Annotated in this window: 20 protein-coding genes; 15 read left to right on the top strand and 5 right to left on the bottom strand. The window is 67.8% G+C overall.

Features of this window, described 5'->3' with window-relative positions:
- The first annotated feature begins 575 nt into the window (after window positions 1-575).
- Complete coding sequence (locus tag ACZ7C5_RS21495; RefSeq protein WP_470323227.1) at window positions 576-2,519, top strand: TIGR03960 family B12-binding radical SAM protein; 1,944 nt, start codon at window positions 576-578, stop codon at window positions 2,517-2,519.
- 327 nt (window positions 2,520-2,846) lie between these two features.
- Here ACZ7C5_RS21495 and ACZ7C5_RS21490 read toward each other — a convergent pair whose 3' ends face one another.
- The 3 genes from ACZ7C5_RS21490 to ACZ7C5_RS21480 all read right to left on the bottom strand — a co-directional run bounded on the left by ACZ7C5_RS21490 (window position 2,847) and on the right by ACZ7C5_RS21480 (window position 5,745).
- Complete coding sequence (locus ACZ7C5_RS21490; protein ID WP_470323234.1) at window positions 2,847-3,659, bottom strand: SAVMC3_10250 family protein; 813 nt, start codon at window positions 3,657-3,659, stop codon at window positions 2,847-2,849.
- A gap of 168 nt (window positions 3,660-3,827) precedes the next feature.
- A complete protein-coding gene (locus ACZ7C5_RS21485) occupies window positions 3,828-4,541 on the bottom strand; it encodes a creatininase family protein (protein WP_470323226.1) in 714 nt (237 codons plus the stop codon).
- A 25-nt stretch (window positions 4,542-4,566) separates the two neighbouring features.
- Window positions 4,567-5,745 carry a hypothetical protein gene (locus ACZ7C5_RS21480; protein ID WP_470323225.1) on the bottom strand — a complete coding sequence of 393 codons (1,179 nt, stop codon included), beginning with the start codon at window positions 5,743-5,745 and terminating at the stop codon, window positions 4,567-4,569.
- A gap of 261 nt (window positions 5,746-6,006) precedes the next feature.
- On the opposite strand from ACZ7C5_RS21480, the gene ACZ7C5_RS21475 reads away from it, so the two are divergent.
- The 6 genes from ACZ7C5_RS21475 (at window position 6,007) to ACZ7C5_RS21450 (ending at window position 9,630) form a co-directional block, all read left to right on the top strand.
- Window positions 6,007-6,477 carry an ATP-binding protein gene (locus tag ACZ7C5_RS21475; RefSeq protein WP_470323224.1) on the top strand — a complete coding sequence of 157 codons (471 nt, stop codon included), beginning with the start codon at window positions 6,007-6,009 and terminating at the stop codon, window positions 6,475-6,477.
- Window positions 6,478-6,625: 148 nt separating this feature from the next.
- Window positions 6,626-6,943, top strand: coding sequence for a hypothetical protein (locus ACZ7C5_RS21470; RefSeq protein WP_470323223.1), 318 nt, complete (start codon window positions 6,626-6,628; stop codon window positions 6,941-6,943).
- A complete protein-coding gene (locus ACZ7C5_RS21465; RefSeq protein ID WP_470323222.1) occupies window positions 6,940-7,227 on the top strand; it encodes a hypothetical protein in 288 nt (95 codons plus the stop codon). Before ACZ7C5_RS21470 ends, ACZ7C5_RS21465 begins: the two co-directional genes overlap by 4 nt.
- Before the next feature lie 24 nt (window positions 7,228-7,251).
- On the top strand, window positions 7,252-7,683 hold the full coding sequence (locus ACZ7C5_RS21460) for a hypothetical protein (protein WP_470323221.1): 432 nt from the start codon (window positions 7,252-7,254) through the stop codon (window positions 7,681-7,683).
- A gap of 242 nt (window positions 7,684-7,925) precedes the next feature.
- Window positions 7,926-8,417, top strand: coding sequence for a DUF4365 domain-containing protein (locus ACZ7C5_RS21455; RefSeq protein ID WP_465772150.1), 492 nt, complete (start codon window positions 7,926-7,928; stop codon window positions 8,415-8,417).
- Window positions 8,389-9,630: a hypothetical protein gene (locus ACZ7C5_RS21450; RefSeq protein ID WP_470323220.1), complete on the top strand. Its 1,242-nt coding sequence runs from the start codon at window positions 8,389-8,391 to the stop codon at window positions 9,628-9,630. Before ACZ7C5_RS21455 ends, ACZ7C5_RS21450 begins: the two co-directional genes overlap by 29 nt.
- Window positions 9,631-11,205: 1,575 nt before the next feature.
- On the opposite strand, the gene ACZ7C5_RS21445 is transcribed toward ACZ7C5_RS21450, so the two are convergent.
- Window positions 11,206-11,979 (bottom strand): GntR family transcriptional regulator, encoded by a 774-nt coding sequence (locus ACZ7C5_RS21445; RefSeq protein WP_465772152.1) that lies wholly within the window; start codon window positions 11,977-11,979, stop codon window positions 11,206-11,208.
- 253 nt (window positions 11,980-12,232) lie between these two features.
- On the opposite strand from ACZ7C5_RS21445, the gene ACZ7C5_RS21440 reads away from it, so the two are divergent.
- The 5 genes from ACZ7C5_RS21440 (at window position 12,233) to ACZ7C5_RS21420 (ending at window position 15,854) form a co-directional block, all read left to right on the top strand.
- On the top strand, window positions 12,233-12,586 hold the full coding sequence (locus tag ACZ7C5_RS21440) for an SCO3933 family regulatory protein (RefSeq protein WP_465772153.1): 354 nt from the start codon (window positions 12,233-12,235) through the stop codon (window positions 12,584-12,586).
- Window positions 12,586-12,792 carry a hypothetical protein gene (locus tag ACZ7C5_RS21435; RefSeq protein WP_465772154.1) on the top strand — a complete coding sequence of 69 codons (207 nt, stop codon included), beginning with the start codon at window positions 12,586-12,588 and terminating at the stop codon, window positions 12,790-12,792. The genes ACZ7C5_RS21440 and ACZ7C5_RS21435 overlap by 1 nt, the downstream gene beginning before the upstream one ends.
- Window positions 12,789-14,096: an FtsK/SpoIIIE domain-containing protein gene (locus ACZ7C5_RS21430; protein ID WP_470323219.1), complete on the top strand. Its 1,308-nt coding sequence runs from the start codon at window positions 12,789-12,791 to the stop codon at window positions 14,094-14,096. The genes ACZ7C5_RS21435 and ACZ7C5_RS21430 overlap by 4 nt, the downstream gene beginning before the upstream one ends.
- Complete coding sequence (locus ACZ7C5_RS21425; RefSeq protein WP_392869933.1) at window positions 14,096-14,287, top strand: hypothetical protein; 192 nt, start codon at window positions 14,096-14,098, stop codon at window positions 14,285-14,287. The genes ACZ7C5_RS21430 and ACZ7C5_RS21425 overlap by 1 nt, the downstream gene beginning before the upstream one ends.
- A gap of 127 nt (window positions 14,288-14,414) precedes the next feature.
- Entirely contained in the window at window positions 14,415-15,854 is a 1,440-nt protein-coding gene (locus ACZ7C5_RS21420; protein WP_470323218.1) for a replication initiator, read from the top strand.
- 202 nt (window positions 15,855-16,056) lie between these two features.
- On the opposite strand, the gene ACZ7C5_RS21415 is transcribed toward ACZ7C5_RS21420, so the two are convergent.
- Window positions 16,057-17,673 carry a recombinase family protein gene (locus tag ACZ7C5_RS21415; protein WP_465772157.1) on the bottom strand — a complete coding sequence of 539 codons (1,617 nt, stop codon included), beginning with the start codon at window positions 17,671-17,673 and terminating at the stop codon, window positions 16,057-16,059.
- A 240-nt stretch (window positions 17,674-17,913) separates the two neighbouring features.
- Here ACZ7C5_RS21415 and ACZ7C5_RS21410 point away from each other — a divergent pair, with 240 nt between their 5' ends.
- The 3 genes from ACZ7C5_RS21410 to ACZ7C5_RS21400 all read left to right on the top strand — a co-directional run bounded on the left by ACZ7C5_RS21410 (window position 17,914) and on the right by ACZ7C5_RS21400 (window position 19,549).
- Complete coding sequence (locus ACZ7C5_RS21410; protein WP_470323217.1) at window positions 17,914-18,174, top strand: type II toxin-antitoxin system VapB family antitoxin; 261 nt, start codon at window positions 17,914-17,916, stop codon at window positions 18,172-18,174.
- Window positions 18,150-18,578: a PIN domain nuclease gene (locus ACZ7C5_RS21405; RefSeq protein WP_401077942.1), complete on the top strand. Its 429-nt coding sequence runs from the start codon at window positions 18,150-18,152 to the stop codon at window positions 18,576-18,578. Before ACZ7C5_RS21410 ends, ACZ7C5_RS21405 begins: the two co-directional genes overlap by 25 nt.
- A 170-nt stretch (window positions 18,579-18,748) precedes the next feature.
- Entirely contained in the window at window positions 18,749-19,549 is an 801-nt protein-coding gene (locus ACZ7C5_RS21400) for a TIGR03936 family radical SAM-associated protein (protein WP_401077945.1), read from the top strand.
- Window positions 19,550-19,563: the final 14 nt, after the last annotated feature.

The following is a 19,563-nucleotide window of genomic DNA, read 5'->3' as shown; positions in this document are numbered from 1 at the left end:
TGCGCCGCCGGGCACGGCGTGCGGGCGGGGGACGGGGGCGGGCACCGCGGGCCGGGGACGGCGGCGGTGCGGAGACGGGAGGGGCCCGGTGGGGCGGACCGGGCCGTGACAGGGCGGGAGGAGCCGTGGTGGAGCGGAGGGAGGGGCGCGCCGGCCGGAAAACCGACGAGGGCCGAGCGTACGACTCAACTCCCGTGTCCGGAAGGGGTGCAGATGTCTTTGGCGGAGCCCTGTCAGTACCGCACGGCCCGTCCTGGCGTGTCAACGGCGGACGGCGCCCGCCGGCGGGCGCGCACCGCGCGTGCCGGGGCGGGCCCCAGCGGGCGCGGGCGGCACCGGCGGACGGCGCGACACGGGCGGGCGCGGGCGGGAAAGGGAGAGCACCGGCCGTCCGGGTCGCGCCGGAGCGCGGAGGCGCCGAGCGCGGGGCCGTGATCCGGGGCCGTGATCCGGGGCACCCGGTCCGTTCCCCGGATTGGGCTACCCTTGAGGGTCACCTGAGGGTCACCCCGCTGAGGGTCACCCCTCCCGTGCCGGTCCGCGGCACCGAATCACGTCGTAAGGGTTCCTAGTACATGACTGTCGAATCGGTCTTCCCACGCCTGGAGGCCCTCCTCCCGCACGTCCAGAAGCCGATCCAGTACGTCGGCGGCGAGCTGAACTCGACCGTCAAGGACTGGGACGCCTGCGACGTCCGCTGGGCGCTGATGTACCCCGACGCCTACGAGGTGGGCCTGCCCAACCAGGGCGTCATGATCCTCTACGAGGTGCTGAACGAGCGCGAGGGCGTGCTCGCCGAGCGCACCTACAGCGTCTGGCCGGACCTCGAGGCGCTGATGCGCGAGCACGACGTCCCGCAGTTCACGGTGGACGCCCACCGCCCGGTGAAGGCCTTCGACGTGTTCGGCCTGTCGTTCTCCACCGAGCTCGGCTACACCAACATGCTGACCGCGCTCGACCTGGCCGGCATCCCGCTGGAGGCCGGGGACCGCACCGACGAGGACCCGATCGTCCTGGCCGGCGGCCACGCCGCCTTCAACCCGGAACCGATCGCGGACTTCATCGACTGCGCGGTGGTCGGCGACGGCGAACAGGCCGTGCTCGACATCACCGAGATCATCCGCGCCTGGAAGGCCGAGGGCCGCCCGGGCGGCCGCGACGAGGTGCTGCTGCGCCTGGCGCGCACCGGCGGGGTGTACGTCCCGCGGTTCTACGACGTGGAGTACCTGGCCGACGGCCGGATCGGCCGCGTCGTGCCGAACGCCCCCGGCGTGCCGTGGCGGGTGTCCAAGCACACCGTGATGGACCTGGACGAGTGGCCGTACCCGAAGCAGCCGCTGGTCCCGCTCGCGGAGACCGTGCACGAGCGGATGTCCGTGGAGATCTTCCGCGGCTGCACCCGCGGCTGCCGCTTCTGCCAGGCCGGCATGATCACGCGCCCCGTGCGGGAGCGAAGCATCACCGGCATCGGCGAGATGGTGGAGCGCGGGCTGAAGGCGACCGGCTTCGAGGAGGTCGGCCTGCTGTCGCTGTCCAGCGCCGACCACACCGAGATCGGTGACATCGCCAAGGGCCTGGCGGACCGCTACACCGAGGACAAGATCGGCCTGTCGCTGCCGTCCACCCGGGTCGACGCCTTCAACATCGACCTCGCCAACGAGCTGTCCCGCAACGGACGCCGCTCGGGCCTCACCTTCGCCCCCGAGGGCGGCAGCGAGCGCATGCGCAAGGTGATCAACAAGATGGTGTCGGAGGAGGACCTGATCCGCACCGTCGCCACCGCCTACGGCAACGGTTGGCGCCAGGTGAAGCTGTACTTCATGTGCGGCCTGCCCACCGAGACCGACGAGGACGTGCTCCAGATCGGCGAGATGGCGAAGAACGTCATCCAGAAGGGCCGCGAGGTCACCGGCCAGAACGACATCCGCTGCACCGTCTCCATCGGCGGGTTCGTGCCCAAGCCGCACACCCCGTTCCAGTGGGCCCCGCAGCTGTCCGCCGAGGCCACCGACGCCCGCCTGGCCAAGCTGCGCGACTCGATCCGCGGCGACCGCAAGTACGGCAAGAACATCGGCTACCGCTACCACGACGGCAAGCCGGGCATCGTCGAGGGCCTGCTCTCCCGCGGCGACCGCCGGGTCGGCGCGGTCATCCGCGCGGTCTACGAGGACGGCGGCCGCTTCGACGGCTGGCGCGAGTACTTCTCGTACGACCGCTGGATGGCCTGCGCCGAGAAGGGCCTGGCCGGCACCGGCGTCGACGTCGACTGGTACACCACCCGCGAGCGCTCCTACGAGGAGGTGCTGCCCTGGGACCACCTGGACAGCGGCCTCGACAAGGACTGGCTCTGGGAGGACTGGCAGGACGCCCTGGAGGAGGTCGAGGTCGACGACTGCCGCTGGACCCCGTGCTTCGACTGCGGCGTCTGCCCCCAGATGGACACGGCCATACAAATCGGCCCGACGGGCAAGAAGATGCTCCCCCTGACGGTCGTCAACGCCGCTGACCAGCAGAAGTAGGCGGCGGCGTGGGGGACACGGCGAGCGAGCTGTGTGACTTACTTCACAGCCTCTCGGAGGGTGAGCGGGAGCTCGTCCTGGGCGCGCTCGGCATGACGCGCGCCCCGGGCGGGCCTGCACTCGCCCTCGGGGAGGTCCGGCAAGGCAGCCCGAGAACCCCTCTGCCCGCCGCCCGGAGTGCCCCGGGCATCGAGTCCTCGATCGAGTGGGTCTGAGGCCTTGAGGCCATGCGTAGAGCCCTCCCCGAATCTCTCGGGGAGGGCTCTACGGGGTTGCGGGTGGGGAACCCAAGGGGACAGGGGTGCAACCACCAATCGAGGGCGACGCCTACCGCCGCGGCCACCAGCGTTGCCACCACCGGGACGGCAAGGCTCGCTGCGAAACGGAAGCTGCCGGGGTGGGGCGCGTGCCGGTTTCAACGAAGAGGGGTGTTGCCACGATCATTCGGTGTTGCCACTGATCAGGCGGGAAGTTGCACAGCACACGGGCATACCCGTGCAGGTAGGCAGGACCGTCCAGATACCACGACAGCATCGAGTAGCAGGAGCGAGCCGCGAACTCTTGATCGCTGAAGCGCGTGGAGGCCAACCTGTCGGGAAACGATGTGTCACCTCGGGCCTCCCTCTCCACGAGTTCAGCCGCAAGATCGTGGAGCCAGTCGGAACCCGATCCCGTGCGGGTGGCTCTGGCGTCGCGATGCTCCAGGACGTGCTGGATAGATCCACACAGGATGACCTCCACACCAGAACAGGGTGCGCCGCTTTGCTGGCGACAAGGCTCGTCCTCGATCGAGACGTACGCGTACACCCCGCAGTCCCTGAGACCAACGTCGCTCAGACCTCGCCCGAATCGAAAGCGCCCGGTGAACTCCATCCAGTCTCGGGTCATCAGCGACTCGCAAGAGTCAGGCACCTTGTTGTGTGCCCAGGTCTTCTCCCGGATGTGGGCCACCACTTCCTCCAGGGTGGGGGCACCTGGAAGGTCGTCTGCTGCCTTCTCTCCCACAGACAGACGGGCGCTGGCACCGAGCATTGATGCTTCTGCTTCAACCGCCCTCCCCGTACCCCTGCGCGGGAGAGTTCTCTGAAACTCCGCAAGTTTCGCGGTCGACAGGTAGTGAAGCTCATGAAGTTCCTGCATCACCCCTCCACGGTTCGTAACCGCGTCCGCCTGGCGCATAGGTTCCTATGTCAGACGGACGATGACCCGCATGGGTCTGGTTACTCAACGATGTAGGCGGACTGAGGCTTCGGGCGGACGCCATCCCCTCGGCGGGCCCTCCCACCTTCGGGTGGCGGCTTGCGGCTGTTAGCTACCTCGAATGAGTGACAGGTGTGCGGTGGCCGACTTGGACAGGCTGTCCAGAAGAGCCTTGCCCTTCTCCGCGGTGCCGAGCGACGGGCGGCCGATGATGCCGTTCTCGGTGTAGCCGGCCATTCCCAGGGTGAGGAGGTGGGGGCGCTCCGGGGCGTCGTGGTCGTCTTGCTCGATGCCGTCGCGGATGAGGTGAGGAGCACCGTGGAGGAGGAGCGAGACTTCCAGCTCGCCGCCGTGCATGTCCTCGCCGCCGCTGCTCTCCAAGGCGGCGGCTTCGCGGGCCTGGTGCCAGTCCTCTCGGACCGGGAAGAGGGCGACGTGCGGGCCCTCGGTGTTGGCCTCTTGGACCACGTTCGAGAGGACATAGTTCCCGCCGTGCCCGTTCACGATCAGCAGACCGGGGACGCCGGAGGCCTGGAGGGACTTCCGGATGTCGTTGATCACGGCGTAGAGCGTGGCGGCGCTGATGCTGACGGTGCCTGCCATGTGGGCGTGCTCGTGCGAGCAGGACAGCGTGATGGGTGGCAGGAGGAACAGGTCGTAGTCGGTGGCGATCCGCTGGGCGATCAGGCTGGCGACGACGGTGTCGGTGGTCAGGGGCAGGTGATCGCCGTGTTGCTCGAAGCTGCCGACCGGCAGCACGGCGATCTTGGCGCCGCGCCGGCGTTCGTCTGCGGAGGTGGCGGCCGTGATCAGTGCGTCCATGGGCCCAGCCTCTCCCATCGGGTCGTCAGCGGTCGAGAGGGCTTCCGCTGCTCATCAGTGCCAAGCGGTGGGTGAACGTGGCCACTTGGGGTACGGCGCTCCACCGCCGGAGGGCCTTGCCCGCAGCGGACAGTTCGGACATTGCGCGCGCCGATTCGGTGTCGACGGCGATGGACAGTGCGCGGTCCGCTGCGGCGGCAGCCTGCTCGGGTTCACCGGACACCGCGTAGGCCCGCGCCAACCGGGAGAGGTAGACGCCCTGGTCGTTGCGGTAGACCGGCGGCAGAACTCGGAGCTCCGCCTCGAACATGCCCACGGCCGTGTGCGGGTCGCCGAGTTCGATCAGACAGTTCGCGCGCTGCATCTCGATGTAGGTCGGTGTGCAGTAGGCGAGATCAAGGGCGTCGTCGGCGTGCGAATCGTCCGGCGCGGCGGCGATCTCGTGAGCCTCGTCGAACTTCGCCTGTGCGAAGCGAGGGTTGCCCATCATCGCGTGGCCCTGAGCCTCCTGCTGCGCCGCCAGTGCCCGGATCCGGTGAGTGGCCCCGACCGATCGTTGGGCCGCGCGAGCAAGGCTGACGGCTTTCGGGGCGTTCCGCTGGGCGGTGGCCTGGTTGCTCTTCCGGAAGAGCACGTAGGCGGCCATCACATCGTCGCCTGCCTCCTGCGCCCACTCCATGGCGCGGTCCGACCAGAACAGGGCCCGGTCGAAGTCACCGAGATCCTGGTTCAGCCAGCCCAGGAACTCCGCGGTGCGCGCACCGATCGTGAGCAGTTCGTCGCGGGCGCGGCCCCCGGCGTCCTGTTGGAGGCGGTCGAGAAGCCGGAAGTGCCGTGTCACGGCGTCGAGCGCGTGGCGGGAGCCGAGCAGGTTCGCGGCTTTGTAGTGGCCGGGCATCGCACCGCGCAGATGGCTGACGAAGAGCTCGGGGTCGATCGGTGCGCTGAGGCCCGTCCCTCTGGCGGACGGCTCCGGCTGGCGGCGACGGGGCTGCCGGACCGGAGCCTCCAGCTCCCAGGAACGAGAAGCCAGACCGAGCATGCGGCCCGGGATGTGAAGGCCGTCGGCGATCCGATCGATGAGATCGATCTTCTCGATCCTGTGCTTCCCGGACATGACCTCACCGACCCGGCTCGGTGTCATGTCACAGGCGCGGGCGATGAGCGACGGGTAGATCCCCGCCGCCTTGAGCAGCCGGAACACGGCGGCGAAGTCTCGCCCTCGACACGCAGCGATCATCTCCGGGTTGGACAGCAGACCTGCTGGGAGCCGGTCCGGTACGCGAGCCTCGGTCACCACTGCCCCCGCCGTCGATCAGCAGCCGCTGCAAGCAAGTTGATTGACTGTGAGTTTACCCACATTGGGTAACCAGCTTGGGTACGAAGTCCGCACTTCCTCCCGGCAGCCTGGAGTCAAGGGCCGGAACGTCCGGGTTTCGGGCCGCCAATTGGGCATCGGGAGGCGGTGCACGTGACCAGCTCGGGAGAACCCCCCGACGGCTCCGAACCCTACAAGCCGGCCCCCGGGATACCCGCGTTCGAGGCGAGGCTCACGCGGCACAGGCGGTCCGCCGCGGTGGCCAGGAACCACCTGCGTGACTTCCTTCGGAACGTCCCGGGTGGCCCGGCCCTCATGGACGACGCTCAGCTGGTGCTCGGCGAACTGGTGGCCAACGCGGTGACGCACGCGCGTGTTTCGCCTGGGCGTGAGATCGCCGTTCGGTTCGCGGTGGTGTGCGACCACCTGCGGATCGAGGTGCACGACGCGAGCAGCGAGAAGCCCTCGATCCGGTGCGCTGCTGACCTGAGCGACGTCTCGGGGCGTGGGCTGTACCTGGTGGAGGCCCTGTCCCGGGAATGGGGCTTCGAGCCCCGGCCCGAAGGCATCGGAAAGATCGTTTGGGCTCTGGTGGGCCCGGAAGGCGGTGTGGAATGAGCAGGCGGGCGTCCGGGGCGGCGACGCGGTGCTTCTACTGCGGCGCGGGGCTGAGCAAGGCGCTGACCCGAAGCATCGTGGTGAACGGGCAGACGGTAAGTGTCCACAAGTGGCACCCGCGCCGCGCGGGGGAGGTGCCAGGGAAGTGATGCCGCCTGGAATCCCCGATGTGCCGGAGACGCTCTCCCCGTACCCCTTCCCGGTGATCCTGGAAGTTCGCGGTGTCGCGGAGCCCGAGCACTTCGGCAAGCTGCCGGAGGCGATGGCCGCGCTCCTGACCGCGGTCGGCACGCTTCCGCTCGGCCCGGACCAGCAGGCCTACTTCGCCGAGCTGTTCGGGCCGTCGGAGGAGCAGACGATCGGGCGTCGGCTCGCGACGCACGGAGAGGTGAGGGCCCTGGCCTTCCTCGACCTGACCCCGACCGTGGTCCGCCTGTACTCCGCCGGCCCGGAGGCATCCCAGTGATCCGGCACCTGCGGGTTTGGTGGGACCGGGTTTCGACCTGGTGGCTGCTGGACGGCCAGTTCTCCTGGCCGGTGCGGGCTGTCTCTCCGAGTCGGCGGGCCGCGCACCGCGACGCGCTGGCGTGGTACGCCGAGCCCGAATTCGCCGAAGAGCAGCGGTTGCTGCTCATGCGGCAGATCTGGCGGGAGAAGACCGGCGTTGACGACCTGCTGCTCGACCTGACCGAGGCGGAGCTGTTCCGGCGGATCTTCGGCTGCGAGGAGCCGACTTGGGACCGCACCTGACCCTGATCAGGGACAACTGAAGACGTGCCGGACCACCCCGGAACCTTGGCGGGAGAGGGGTGGTCCGGTGGGTCGGAACCCGATGCCGATGGTATCGGGCTCCTCGGCATGCCAGTGCACGGACGGCCGGTTCGGTTCTTGACCAGGGGAGTTGAAGAACAGTTGGACGGGGACGACGACTTCGGTGCGGAGTTGGCGGCGAGCCTCGACCCTGACTCGTGGGTGTGGCTGCCGGGTGTGGACTACGCCGCCGGCTGGCGTGCCGCGAGACGGACAGCCGACGAGCTGAACAGTCTGCTCACCATGTGTGGCGTCAAGCGGTCGCAGCTTCGGGCTGTCGCCGATACTGACGCCGAGGGCGGTCCGGTGGTTCGGCTAGAGGGCATCACGTTGGGGTGGCTCAGCCTCGAAGAACTGCTGTGCCTTGCCGCACAGGTGCGTAGTGAGTCGGCCTAACTGGCCCAGTATTCACATAGGCATGCACCGGCCCGAGGCTGTTGGGAGCCACTGTCAGAGGATAGGTCTAGTGTTCGATTATGGCGATGATGAGAGCCCCTCCCTAAGACAAGTCCGATGATCTACTCTTCTGTGCAGGCGCATGAAGGGTGCATCGTATGGGGGGTTCGCCGAAGGCGGACGGGGGCGGGAAGCCCCGCACGCAGCGCATCAAGGCCGTGGACCCCCGCACCGTCACGAAGATGATGGAGCAGCTTCAAGAGGGGTACGTCTCTAGCGTCGCCGCCACCGCCGGCTGCTCCGCCGAGGTTCTCAGCAAGGACACCTTCGGCGTCGATGTTCAGTTCATCCGGCCCCCTCGCACCCATCTGGAGCAAGAGAGCATGCTCTTTGCCCAGTTGAAGTGCACCACGCAGGTCGTTCCCGACCGCAACGCGAAGTCGTTTCAGTACCGGTTCTCCAAGCGCGAGTACTTTGAGAGCCTGGCCATGACGCGCTCGTACCCCAAGAAGATCCTGATCGTTATGACAGTGCCAGTCGAGCAGCTCGAATGGACTCAGGTAGTCGAGGGTGGGCTGCTTGTTCGGCGGGAGTGCTACTGGGTGCACCTGGAGGGTGAGACCTCTCCGCTGGTCAAGCCAGTCATCGACGTGCCGACGGAAAATGTGTTTGACGCCGCAACCCTGATACGAATCATGGAAAGGCATGATAGGGGTGAGTCACTTGATGGATGAAGTCAATGGCCTGACCATCCCCCAGAATGTCGATCCGGGGCGTCTTTTGACCATTCTCATTGATCTCGGCTGGCGGCATGCTGGCGGGCGCGAAGGAATATATGCGCGCTTCGCCCCTCCGGAGGCAGGGGAAAATGCGGGAACGCTCCCTAGTGTTCTCATTCCACTGAATGAAGCTGCTCCTGATTTTGGCCACCTGATGCATTCTGCGCTTCTCCAATTGGCGCGCAATCGTGACCTTTGGGTGCGGTCTCTTTATCCACGGATCGCGCTAACCGCCACAGATGAGTTTCGGTTTCGTAAGGAGTCGAGTGCCCCGAGTGGCCTAATCTCCTGGCGTCAAGGTGAGCGACTGATTGAAAGTGCCCGTCGAACGCTCCTTGCTGGCGCTAAGTACTTCATCGGGCCGCAGCGTCATTTTGTTAATAGGCATGGGCGGTTCGCGAGCCGGTATATGGATCAGGTTCTGATGGGCCAGACTGCGCCGGGTAGCTACATCGTTACTGCGCTAGCTCCGCCAGATGCTGCAATCTCTTTGAAGGGCTCCTCTGGCCCACTCTCTAGCCCCTTGGACATGGAAGCTACTCGGGTCAGGACCGTGAATGAGGCTGTAGCGCATGCGGTGGGGGCAACGGTTGAGGCCCTTGAGCACTACCGCTCCAGCGGCTCTCTGGCAGGATTTGAACGCGGTGTCATTGATGGCGTCTCATACGAAATGACGAATGCCATCCTGGGTATCGCTGCAAATTCTGATGAGGCAGATATAACCATTGAATGGGATCAGACGCGACAGCTGCCGGACGGAGTTGAGAGCCGCTTCACCTTCCATGCATCGGATGCTGCGCCGCTAACTCAGGCGGCCGTCCGCCTTGCCGAAGACCAGGAGTCCACGCAAGTCACAGTAACGGGGCGTGTTCACATTCTGGCAAAGAAGGAGGCGGGTAGCCCTGGCGTCTTCGGGATCGACTCTCTTCAATCTTCTGGCCCAAGGAAGGTGCGAGTTCGACTTGCAGATGATGAGGACTACCATGAGGCTATCCGTGCACACGAAGAGGACCTGGCAATTCTCGTCAGCGGGCGCCTGGAGAAGGAAGGGAATTTGAGTTGGCTTTACGACGGTACGGTAATTCGAACTCTCGGGCCGCTTGATGAGTATGAAAGTCATCGACGGCCCAAGCGGGAAGAGATTCCTGGACAGCTTGGCATGTTCTAGCTCAAGCACCCGCGCCGTTTCGGGTTGACTTTCTCTATGAGCTTGCGGGCGGCGGAGCGGTTTTGGTCGGTGTCCTGCCTGGTTTGGGGTCGAGCATGATCGGGGGGCCGTAAGCTGTTGCGACTCGGTCAGGGCTTCTGGGCCTGACCGCAATTTGGCCGAGTGGCCCCCCGTTCTTGCTCGACTCGGGTCCCGAGCCTGGGAGGTGGGTAAAACCGTGGAGCCGCCCGCCCCCAGCCATGGCGGGCTCCGACCTCTGCATCCCTCCCGGCCGCACGCTCGCGTGCGCGGCCGGCCGCCGCCGACGTGGGGCGCAGACAGGAGCGGCGGCGTGCGGCAGGGCCGCGCGCTGGCGCTCTGTGCGCGCCCTTGAGTAAGTGAAGAAGAGTTGCGACGCCTCACGCGCTGGCGGCCTGTGTTTCAGTCGAACCGGCGCCAGTTGTCGGTGTCGGGAGGTAGGTTCTTGCTCCTAGATGCGGCCACAGGGCGGGGAGTTTTCTCGATCATGTACGACGCTGAAGTCACGGCGGTGGCAACTGGTGCAGCTGGAACGCTTGTTGCGGCGATTGCAACGTGGGGTGCCGGAAAGATGCAGGTCGCAGTCGACCACTTCTTCCGACGCGGCACGCCCCAGGAGCAGCGCGCAGCGATGGAGGCTGTGAACGCGACTGCGGCTGAGCTGTCTTCTGGCGGGGACGGCGCGAGGGCCGCGGCGGCTGCGGCATGGACAGAAGTTCTAGCGCAGTACCTGTCTGGCCACCGCGACCTTCTGGGCGAAGTCGATGGCCTTGGGCGACCCAGGTCTGCGGAATCGAGTGTGTGGAACCAGCACAACACGGGAACGGGCACCTTCGTTGGCGGGAACGTGTATGGCGGCCTGACCATCCGACAAGGCGGCGGTCCTGATGACGGACGGTGAGCCAAAGGAGCAGCACAACCACGGCTCTGGCACGTTTGTTGGTGGAAGCGTCCACGGTGGCCTCTGGCAGATCTTCCTGCCGCCTTACGGCAAGAAGGCCTCTGGTCCTGCCTCGCCAGGAGACGGGGCTCCGCAGCCGCAGCCGGATGAGACCGACTATGACGGTGTTGGTAGCTCAATGGTGGCCTGCTTGATCTTCGCGCCAGGCTTTGCTTACGGCAGCCTCCACGAGATGATGGGATGGCCGATGGCCCCAGGTGGGGCAGTCCCCGGAGTCGGCGAGCGTATCGGTATGGGCTTCGTTCTTACCTATGCCTTGATAGCCCTTATTTCGGCATTCTTTGCCCGTCTTGCTCAGTTCTTCGAGCTCTGGTCGGAGCGGTGTGCCATCACGGCTTCGCAGACCAGGGGCCGTCTGGTTGCCGCTCCGCCAGCCCTGATGGCTCGGGTCACAGCGACAGTGTCCGCGTGGGCTGCGCTTGTTGCAGGGGTACTGGCGTCTCTCTATGGCTGGAGTGCCTTTGGCGGGGACGTTTCTCGGCGAGCTCACATTGCTCGCGTGAACTCGGCAGCCAACGCCGCGACGGCCCGTGCCGCTGCCAGACGGGCAGCTAGCTGACCGAGCTGACTCGCCGCAACTACAAAGACTTGAGCGATCACGCTCCTGCGGTTCGGCTGGGCTTGCGGGCGTCGATGGCGTAGGTGAGGGCGGTGGTTTCGGCGCCGAGGCGGGTCTCCTCCAGGATGAGGGGCAGTCCGGTGGCCTGGTCGCAGGTGATGCGGTGGGCGACCAGGAGGACGGCGGCCTCGGAGAGTTGGAGGGCTTCGCGCTCGTCGGGCTGGGGGACGCGGGCGGTGACTCGCTCGCGCCAGGTGAGGTCGTGGCCGGCTGCGGCGAGCGTGGCGTAGGCCTCGGCCGGGGTGGCGGCGGGGTGTTGGGCGAGGGGGGTGGCCTCGATGCGTTCCATGGGGAGCAGGAGGCGGTGGAGGGCGCGGCCGTCGCCGGTGGGGTTGGTGAGGAGGCGGTCGCAGCCGAGCATCAGTTCGTCCTGGTCCATCTCCAGCAGTGGCGCGGTGATGGCGTCGGTGCGGGTGCGGTAGACCGAAGGCTTCTCCGCGTGATCGAACCAGGTGTCGATGGGCGTTGAGAAGGTGTCGCCCTGGGTGGTGATGGTTCGATCCATGCTGGCGTTGGGGCCGTGGACGGCGGCGCGGACGAAGGTGCCGCGGCCTTGCTTCACGTCCAACTGGCCCTCGCTGCGGAGGGCGGCGACGGCGAGCCTGACGGTTGGTCGGGAGACACCATAAATCTCGGCGAGATCGGTTTCGGTGGGCAGCTGGGTGCCGGGGGGCCACTCGCCGGTGGCGATCGACTGTCGCATCGCAGCCGCTACCTGCTTGTGCAGTGCCTCGTTCCGGATGATCGCCATGGTGTTGACCCCTTGGTGCGGGCGTCGGGGGAGAGGCCCGCTTCGCGTGTGCCGTGTCGTTTTCGAGGGTTCGTCTGTGGTCGTTTGCCCTGGTCGGGCGGCATCTCTATGTCTGTCGTCAGTTGCTAGCCGTTAAACGTAAGCATGAATTGCTTGCGTCGGGGCGTCAAGGAGGAGCATCATCGAGGCGCCAAAGGTAAGTACGTTTGACGACTGACGTCATGCGGCCTTGGTGTCAGAGGAGTGTGCGCTCATGCAGTCCATTCCCGTTGACGGAACCCGGCTCGGCACGATGACCTGCATCGTTGCCGCCGAGGCGCGGGTGGCGAACCGTGAGACCGGGGAGTTGAGGAAGGACCGGGACGGCCAGACCGTCTACACGGTCGGTGTCGCGGTCCGGCAGGACGGCCGGCGGGCCTCGATCATCGAGATCAGCGTGTCCGGCGAACCGGTCGGTGTGGTGGAGGGCGTGCGGGTGCACGTCACCGGCTTGACCGCCTTCTCGTGGGCGATGGGGGACCGACACGGCCTGTCCTTCCGGGCCGACGCCATCACGCCCGTTCCGGTCGCTGCTCCGGCGGCCTCGCGCAAGGGCGGCGACGCCTGATGAGCAGCGCTACGCGCGTGAGGCTGCGCGGCCTGCTGAGGGAGCTGGGGGACCTGGCGGAAGAGGTCGACCCGTTCGGTCCGGACGGCGAGGGGGCCCAGCTCTTCGACCACATCGCCGCCGTCGCCACCAAGACCGCGGATCAGGCCCGCGACCTGGAGGTCGAGGCGCAGAACGCGGTGCTGGAGAACGGGGGACGGCCGTGATCGTCCTTCAGTTGCTCTGGGTCGCGTTGCTGGCGACGGTGCTCATCGGGCTCAGCATCGCCCCGTCGTTGCGGCGCAACTACCCCTACCTCTGGTGGTGCCTGCTCGGCTACCCGGTGAGTGCCGTGCGGGTCCGGGTGACGTGGCGGCGGCTGACCACGAACCTCGGCCTCGCCGTGGCGAAGCGTCCCGGGCGCGCGCTGATCGGGGACACGGTCGTCCGCGGTGATCCGCTGCGGCCAGCCCCGCCCCGCCTGGGCGTACCGAAGCTGCGGCACGGCGGCCTGGACGTGGTGGTGCGGCTCCACCCCGGACAGGTGCCCGAACACTTCACCGTCGTCGTGGAAGCCTTCGCGCACGCGTGGCGGGTCCACTCGGTCCGGCTGCTGTCCGAAGAACGCGGATTCGTCACCCTGTCCGCTCTGGCCTGGGACCCGCTTCGTGCGCCGGTGCTGCCGTACCGGCTGAAGGAACGGCTGCTGCGGGCGGTGGTCGGCCTGCTGGAGGACGGCCGGGCCTGGGCGATCGACCTACGACGGGTGCCGCACTGGCTGATCGTCGGCGCGACCCGCTCGGGGAAGTCCACCCTCATCGCCGCGCTGGTGAAGGAACTCGCCCCGCAACGCGTCGCCCTGTTCGGCATCGACCTCAAGGGCGGCATGGAGCTGTCCCTGTTCGAGGACCGGCTGTCGGCGCTGGCGGCCACCCGGGCCGAAGCCGCACACCTGCTCGCGGAGTTGGTCGCGGAGTCCGAAGCGCGGATGCAGCTGTGCCGTTCGGTCGGGGCCCGGTCGATCTGGGACCTCCCGGCGAAGCTCCGCAAGATGCCCGTCGTGCTCATCGTGGACGAGGTCGCGGAGCTGTACCTGGCCGCGACCAGAGAGGACAAGGCGGAGGTGGGGGAGATCTCCACCAACCTGCTCAGGCTTGCCCAGCTCGGCGCGGCCCTGGGCGTCCACCTGGTGATCGCGGGGCAACGGGTCGGCTCGGACCTCGGGCCCGGGGTGACCGCCCTGCGAGCGCAGTTGGCCGGTCGGGTCTGCCACCGGGTGAACGATGCCGGGACGGCGGAGATGGCGCTCGGCGACCTCGACAAGGACGCCTTGGTCGCAGCCCAGCAGATCACTGTTGCCGAGCAGGGGGTCGCCATCGCGGCGGACGCCGACGGCCGATGGGCTCGGGCCCGGTCCGTCCACATCACCCCTGAACAGGCGCGTCGCGCTGCCAGAAAGTACGCCCGGCTGGCGCCGGCCTGGCCCGGCCTCCACGTGCCGGACGAGTCGAGCGAAGGGGTCCACCTCTGATGGGCGCCGCCCTCATCCTGACCGCCGTCCTGGCCCTCGTCACCTTCCTCCTGGTCCGCTCCGGCGAACTCAAGGTCTGGCACGTCGTCCTGACCGGCGTCCTCGGTGTCTACCTCGACCGCATCGGGTGGGCCGACCCCGTCGTCTACGCCGTGACCTGGATCGTCCAAGGACTCACCCACACCACCTGAGAGGCGTGATCACCGTGCCAACCCGACCAACCACCCGGCCCGCCCGCCCCAACGCCACCCCCGGCCGCGCCACCGCCTGCCTGGCCCGGCCGGGGCCCGGCGAACCCTGGCCCTGGAGACACCCACCATGACCGCCGGCACCAACCCGTACACCGACCTCACCGCACGCCGCGCCTTCCTCGACCGGGAGGCGCGGCTGCGCCAACTGCCGCCGGTGGAGCGTGACTTCGCCCGCATCGGCGAGCTGCCGGACCTGAACCGTTGGCTGGAGCAGATCCGTGCCACCGGTGGCTGTGCCGAACCGGTGTACCTCTCCGGGCACACCACGACCCTCGACGCGGAGACCGGTGAAGTGCTCCGGCACTTCGTGACCGCCACCGAACCCGGCGGCCGGCTCGCCGTCCGCTGCCGCAACCGCCGGGCCTCCCGCTGCGCGCCCTGCTCCCGTGAGCACAGCGGCGACACCTTCCACCTGGTCCGCTCCGGCCTCATCGGCGGCAAAGGCGTCCCGGAGACGGTGCGGACGCACCCGCGGTTGTTCGTCACCCTGACCGCCCCCTCCTTCGGCCCGGTCCACCGAGCGGGTGTCTGCCGCCCTGCCCGGCGCCGGCGCTGCGAACACGGCGGTCGGCACGGCTGCGGCCGAACCCACCTGGACGCTGACCCGCTCGTCGGGCAGCCGCTCTGCGCGGACTGCTACGACTACCCCGGCCACATCCTCTGGAACGCCATGGCCCCGGCGCTGTGGAAGGCCTTCCGCGACAACCTCCACCACCACCTCGCTGCCCGGGCGGGCGTCGGCCGGTCAGAGATACGCACCCTGGTTCGGGTCTCCGCGGCCAAGGTTGCCGAGTACCAGAAGCGCGGTGCCATCCACTTCCACACGGTCATCCGTCTCGACGGACCCGGTGGGCCCACCGAGCCCCCTCCGTCCTGGGCCACGGGCGGCCTTCTCCTGGAGACCGCCCGCTCGGCGGCTGCCGCTGTGGCACTGCCGTGTCCCGACTCGGCCGCCTTCAACGGTGGCCGGCTCGGCTTCGGCGCCCAGCTCGATGCCCACCCCCTTGGTCGTGGGGACGGAGGGCGGCTCACGGACGATGCCGTAGCGGCCTATGTCGCCAAGTACACGAGCAAGAGCGTGGAAGCCGCCGGCGCCGTCGACCGCCGCATCGAGTCCCTGGCCGAGATACGGTCCCTGCACGTCAGCCCACATGTCCGAGCCCTCATCGCCACCGCCTGGCGCCTCGGTGGTCTGCCCGAACTGCAACACCTGCGGCTTCGTGCCTGGGCCCACATGCTCGGTTACCGGGGACACTGCCTCACCAAGACACGGGCTTACTCCACTACATATGGGCAGCTCCGAGCCGCCCGTGCTGAACACGCCCGCGGCCTGTACGCCGACTGGGACAGCGAGACCGTGGTCGAAGGTGCCTGGCGCTTCGTCGGAGCCGGGCACACCGTGGCCGAAGCACTCATCGCCGCGGGCATCGCCGAAGACCTCGCCACCAACCGGGAGGTCGTCCGTGAAGAAGCGGACAGCACGGGTCGGACGAAGGGGAGAGCGTGAGAGCCCAGCGCGCAGGGCTCAAGGCCTCGAACGATCCGAGGCAGGCGTTACCCGTGCCGCTCGCACGACCGAAGGCGCTCCGAGCTCCGACCATCGAGAGCGAGATCGTTATCGTGGACGATGAGGGCCACGAAGAGCCGTACGACTCCGCCAAGCACTGATCACGGCAGCCCCCGCCACGATGGTGGGGGCTGCCGTTGCCTCAGAGCTTGCTCGCGAAGTCGTCCTCCTTGATGACCAGGCGATCGCGGTAGTCCTTGGGGATCCTGAGCTTGAGGTGCACGGCCGGCTGCCGCTGGCCCGGGACCTTCGTGCGGGTGACCTTGCAGGTGACGCCCACCCGGCGGAGGTCGGCCGCCATGGCCTCCATGCCGCCGGCCTCCCAGTGCTCACGGAAGGTCTTGCCGTTGGCCGCGTTGATCCACCGGTCCTGGGTGGACTCGGGGTCGATAGCCTCCAACTCGTCGATGAGCTGGTTCAGCGTCTCCTCGGCCTGCTCGCGCGTGAAGGTGGTGCGCGCGAAGCGTCCGCCGGGCTCCAGGCCCTTCATGTAGTACGAGACGGACTCCTCCAGCTGCTTCTTCCTCTTCAGCGCCTCGGTGCCCTTGGCGTACTCGCGGACCAGGACCGGCTCGTCACCGAGCACCTTGAGCACGTCCTGGACGAGGGCGGCGTACACCCCGTCCGGATCGTTGACCCCGGCCCCGCCGCCTTTGCAGCCGCTGCACCGCATGTACTTGTACTGGACGCCCTTGGTCGTCGTGACCTGCACCGTGATGTTGGTGTTGCAGTCCTCGCACTCGAAGACTCCGAGGAACTTGGTGGCACCGCCCTCCTGCCGGGTGGGCTGGTTCTTTCCCCACCTGTCGAGGTCCCTGCCGAGCTGTGCGAACTCGTCCTCCGTGAAGATCGGCTCGGCGACCTTGATCGGCTTGCCGTCCTTGCCGAGGATCTGCTTCGACCGGCGGCCGACGCCGCTCTTGTCCTCTTCTACCCGGTACCCCATGAGGGCGGGGTTCCGGAGCCTCCGGAGGTGGGTCGACGTGGTGAGCCCTTCGGAGCCGGGTACGCCCGCGCGCTTGATGATCCGCACCTGGTGGGACGCGGAGATCTTCGATGCCCGGCGCCGACTCCAGTGCAGCACCTTGTAGGCGGTCTCATCGATGGCCAGGACGGTCTTGCCGGTCTCGTCCACGACCGTCTTGTAGCCGTAGGCCGGCTTGCCGACCAGCCACTCCGCCTGGGTCTTGGCGTAGTCCCAGAGGCTGGTGACCCGGGTGGAGGTGTTCGCCGCCTCGATCTCCGCGATCCCGCCGATCAGCGTGATCATCACCTTGCCGACCACGGTGGTCAGGTCGATCGCGTCGTTCTTGGAGACGAGGTTCTTCCCGTACTTCAGGCACCACTCGATCATGGTGCTGAGGTCCGAGAGGCGGCGCACGAAGCGGTCCAGCTTCCAGAACAGCAGGACGTCGAACTCGGGCGCCCGGTTGTTCAGCCAGTCCCCGAGCTGCTTGCGCTTCCACGGCGGCACCTTCGTGGCGCTCACGTTGAGGTCGCTCGCCACTCCGATGACCCGCACGCCCATGTCGCGGGCCAGCATCCGTAGGTCCAGCTCCTGGCGCACCGGCGACGTGGTCTCGTCCGTGAGCACGCTGAGCCGGATGGAGAGGAGAGCCCGCGGAGCGTCCTCGGGCAGGAGCGTCTCCGCCTGCTTCAGGTCCTTCAGGAGTCTGAGGTCCGCCGGCGACCACTCGGCGTCCACGTCGTACTGCTGCTGTCGCTGCGCCGATACGGCGCGCTTCGCACCTCGTCCCATGTCCGAGGACGCTAGCGAGCCTTTTGGCTCTGTGTCTATGTGCCCCCCAGATGGACACCCAGATCCAGATCGGCCCCACCGGCAAGAAGATGCTCCCCCTGACGGTCGTCAACAAGTAATCATATAAACGCTAGAGCCCTCGTCGGATGTGTCCGGCGAGGGCGTTTTGCATCATAAACAACTTGCAATCTGGAGGTTGTTTATGGCACTTTGATATATACGTGGGAGGTGGCCTAGGGTATGTCAAAGACGATGATCGATATTGATGACGAGGCGCTGGCACTGGCTGCCGAGGTGCTCGGGACCACGACGAAGAAGGACACCGTCAACGCTGCGCTCGCTGAGATAGGGGCGCGGCGACGCAGGGAACTCGCATTGCAGGAACTGGTGCGGCTCGCTGAGGACGGCGCGTTCGACAAGTTGCTGGAGCCGGGATTCAAGGACGAGGTCCGGCGCGGAGAGCAAGGTGGGGCTGAATGGGAGCTTGGGAAGGCTTCCTGATCGACACCTCGGCGGTGGCACGGCTGATCACCAGGCCTGCGGCGCTGTCGCTCTGGGGTGAGGCCCTCGCGGCCGGAAGGATCGGCATGTGCGCCCCGACCGAGGGGGAGGTGCTCTATTCCGCTCGGTCGGCGGCTGAACTGCGGGCCATGAGGGCCCAGTTCCAGCGGTTGTACACATGGTGGGTCGTGCCGGACGACGTCTGGCCTCAGGTCTCGTCCCTGCAGATCGGGCTCGCCGAATCCGGCTGTCATCGGTCCGCAGGCGTGGTCGATCTCATGGTCGCCGTCACCGCGATGCACCACGGGCTGACCGTGCTGCACTACGACCGGGACTTCGAGACGATCGCCAAGCACGCCGACCTGAAGGCCAGGTGGCTGGCCGAGCCCGGGTCGCTGGACTGAGGACCAGCGCTGACCAGGGGCGGAGCGAGGGCGGTGGCGGGGCGCGTACCCTTTGAGGTGACAGAGTCCGGACAGTGGCGGGAAGACGCCACGCCGGACGGGGACAACTGACTAAGGACTGAGCGACCCTGGCACGCCGTACGCCCGACGGTCCGCCGCCCGCGCCGACGGTGCAGCGGATTCGTCTCCGCTACACCAAGCGCGGCCGGCTCCGTTTCACCAGCCACCGTGACTTCCAGCGCGCCTTCGAGCGCGCTCTGCGCCGGTCCGCCGTTCCGATGGCCTACTCGGCCGGCTTCACCCCGCACCCGAAGGTCTCCTACGCCAACGCGGCCCCGACCGGGGTGGCGAGCGAGGCGGAGTACCTGGAGATCGGCTTGGCCGCCGTCCGCGATCCCGAGGAGCTGCGGGCGCAGCTGGACGGTTCACTGCCGCCGGGCCTCGACGTGATCGACGCGGTCGAGGTGCGGACGTCGAACTTCGTGGAGCGCCTGGAGGCCTCCGAATGGCTGCTCCGGCTCGACGGCGTCGAGCCCGGCGTGGCCGCCGAGGCGGTCGCGCGTTTCCTCGCCGAGGAGCGGGTCGAGGTCGAGCGCCGTACCAAGAACGGCCTGCGGGTCTTCGACGCGCGGGGCGCGGTGGCGGCGCTGGAAGCCGTCCCCGCCCAGGTCGAGGCAGGTGAGGACACCGAGGCCGGAACCGCCCGCGATGTTCGGACCGGCCGTCCCTGTGCGATACTGCGCCTGGTAGTACGACACGCCACACCCGCCGTACGACCCGACGACGTATTGTCCGGTCTCCGTGTGACGGCCGACCTGGCGCCGCCGGTCCCCGCAGAGGTGACCAGGCTGGCGCAGGGGCCGCTAGACGAGGAGGCCGGCACGGTGACCGACCCGCTGGCGCTCGACCGCGCCGCGGCCCCTGCCGGCTCGGAGCCGGCCGCAGGGCCGCACGCTACCGCGTCCGCCTAGCGGGGGGAGGCCGG

The organism is Kitasatospora sp. NPDC036993 (genome assembly GCF_055607525.1).
This window is presented reverse-complemented; position numbering and strand designations above follow the sequence as displayed.

What these genes read in the sequence shown, in the direction of transcription:
- ACZ7C5_RS21495 (WP_470323227.1), top strand. Translation starts at nt 576, where the DNA reads ATGACTGTCGAATCGGTCTTCCCACGCCTGGAGGCCCTCCTCCCGCAC.
- ACZ7C5_RS21490 (WP_470323234.1), bottom strand. Translation starts at nt 3,659, where the DNA reads ATGCAGGAACTTCATGAGCTTCACTACCTGTCGACCGCGAAACTTGCG.
- ACZ7C5_RS21485 (WP_470323226.1), bottom strand. Translation starts at nt 4,541, where the DNA reads ATGGACGCACTGATCACGGCCGCCACCTCCGCAGACGAACGCCGGCGC.
- ACZ7C5_RS21470 (WP_470323223.1), top strand. Translation starts at nt 6,626, where the DNA reads ATGCCGCCTGGAATCCCCGATGTGCCGGAGACGCTCTCCCCGTACCCC.
- ACZ7C5_RS21455 (WP_465772150.1), top strand. Translation starts at nt 7,926, where the DNA reads ATGATGGAGCAGCTTCAAGAGGGGTACGTCTCTAGCGTCGCCGCCACC.
- ACZ7C5_RS21450 (WP_470323220.1), top strand. Translation starts at nt 8,389, where the DNA reads ATGATAGGGGTGAGTCACTTGATGGATGAAGTCAATGGCCTGACCATC.
- ACZ7C5_RS21445 (WP_465772152.1), bottom strand. Translation starts at nt 11,979, where the DNA reads ATGGCGATCATCCGGAACGAGGCACTGCACAAGCAGGTAGCGGCTGCG.
- ACZ7C5_RS21440 (WP_465772153.1), top strand. Translation starts at nt 12,233, where the DNA reads ATGCAGTCCATTCCCGTTGACGGAACCCGGCTCGGCACGATGACCTGC.
- ACZ7C5_RS21435 (WP_465772154.1), top strand. Translation starts at nt 12,586, where the DNA reads ATGAGCAGCGCTACGCGCGTGAGGCTGCGCGGCCTGCTGAGGGAGCTG.
- ACZ7C5_RS21425 (WP_392869933.1), top strand. Translation starts at nt 14,096, where the DNA reads ATGGGCGCCGCCCTCATCCTGACCGCCGTCCTGGCCCTCGTCACCTTC.
- ACZ7C5_RS21420 (WP_470323218.1), top strand. Translation starts at nt 14,415, where the DNA reads ATGACCGCCGGCACCAACCCGTACACCGACCTCACCGCACGCCGCGCC.
- ACZ7C5_RS21415 (WP_465772157.1), bottom strand. Translation starts at nt 17,673, where the DNA reads ATGGGACGAGGTGCGAAGCGCGCCGTATCGGCGCAGCGACAGCAGCAG.
- ACZ7C5_RS21410 (WP_470323217.1), top strand. Translation starts at nt 17,914, where the DNA reads ATGTCAAAGACGATGATCGATATTGATGACGAGGCGCTGGCACTGGCT.
- ACZ7C5_RS21405 (WP_401077942.1), top strand. Translation starts at nt 18,150, where the DNA reads ATGGGAGCTTGGGAAGGCTTCCTGATCGACACCTCGGCGGTGGCACGG.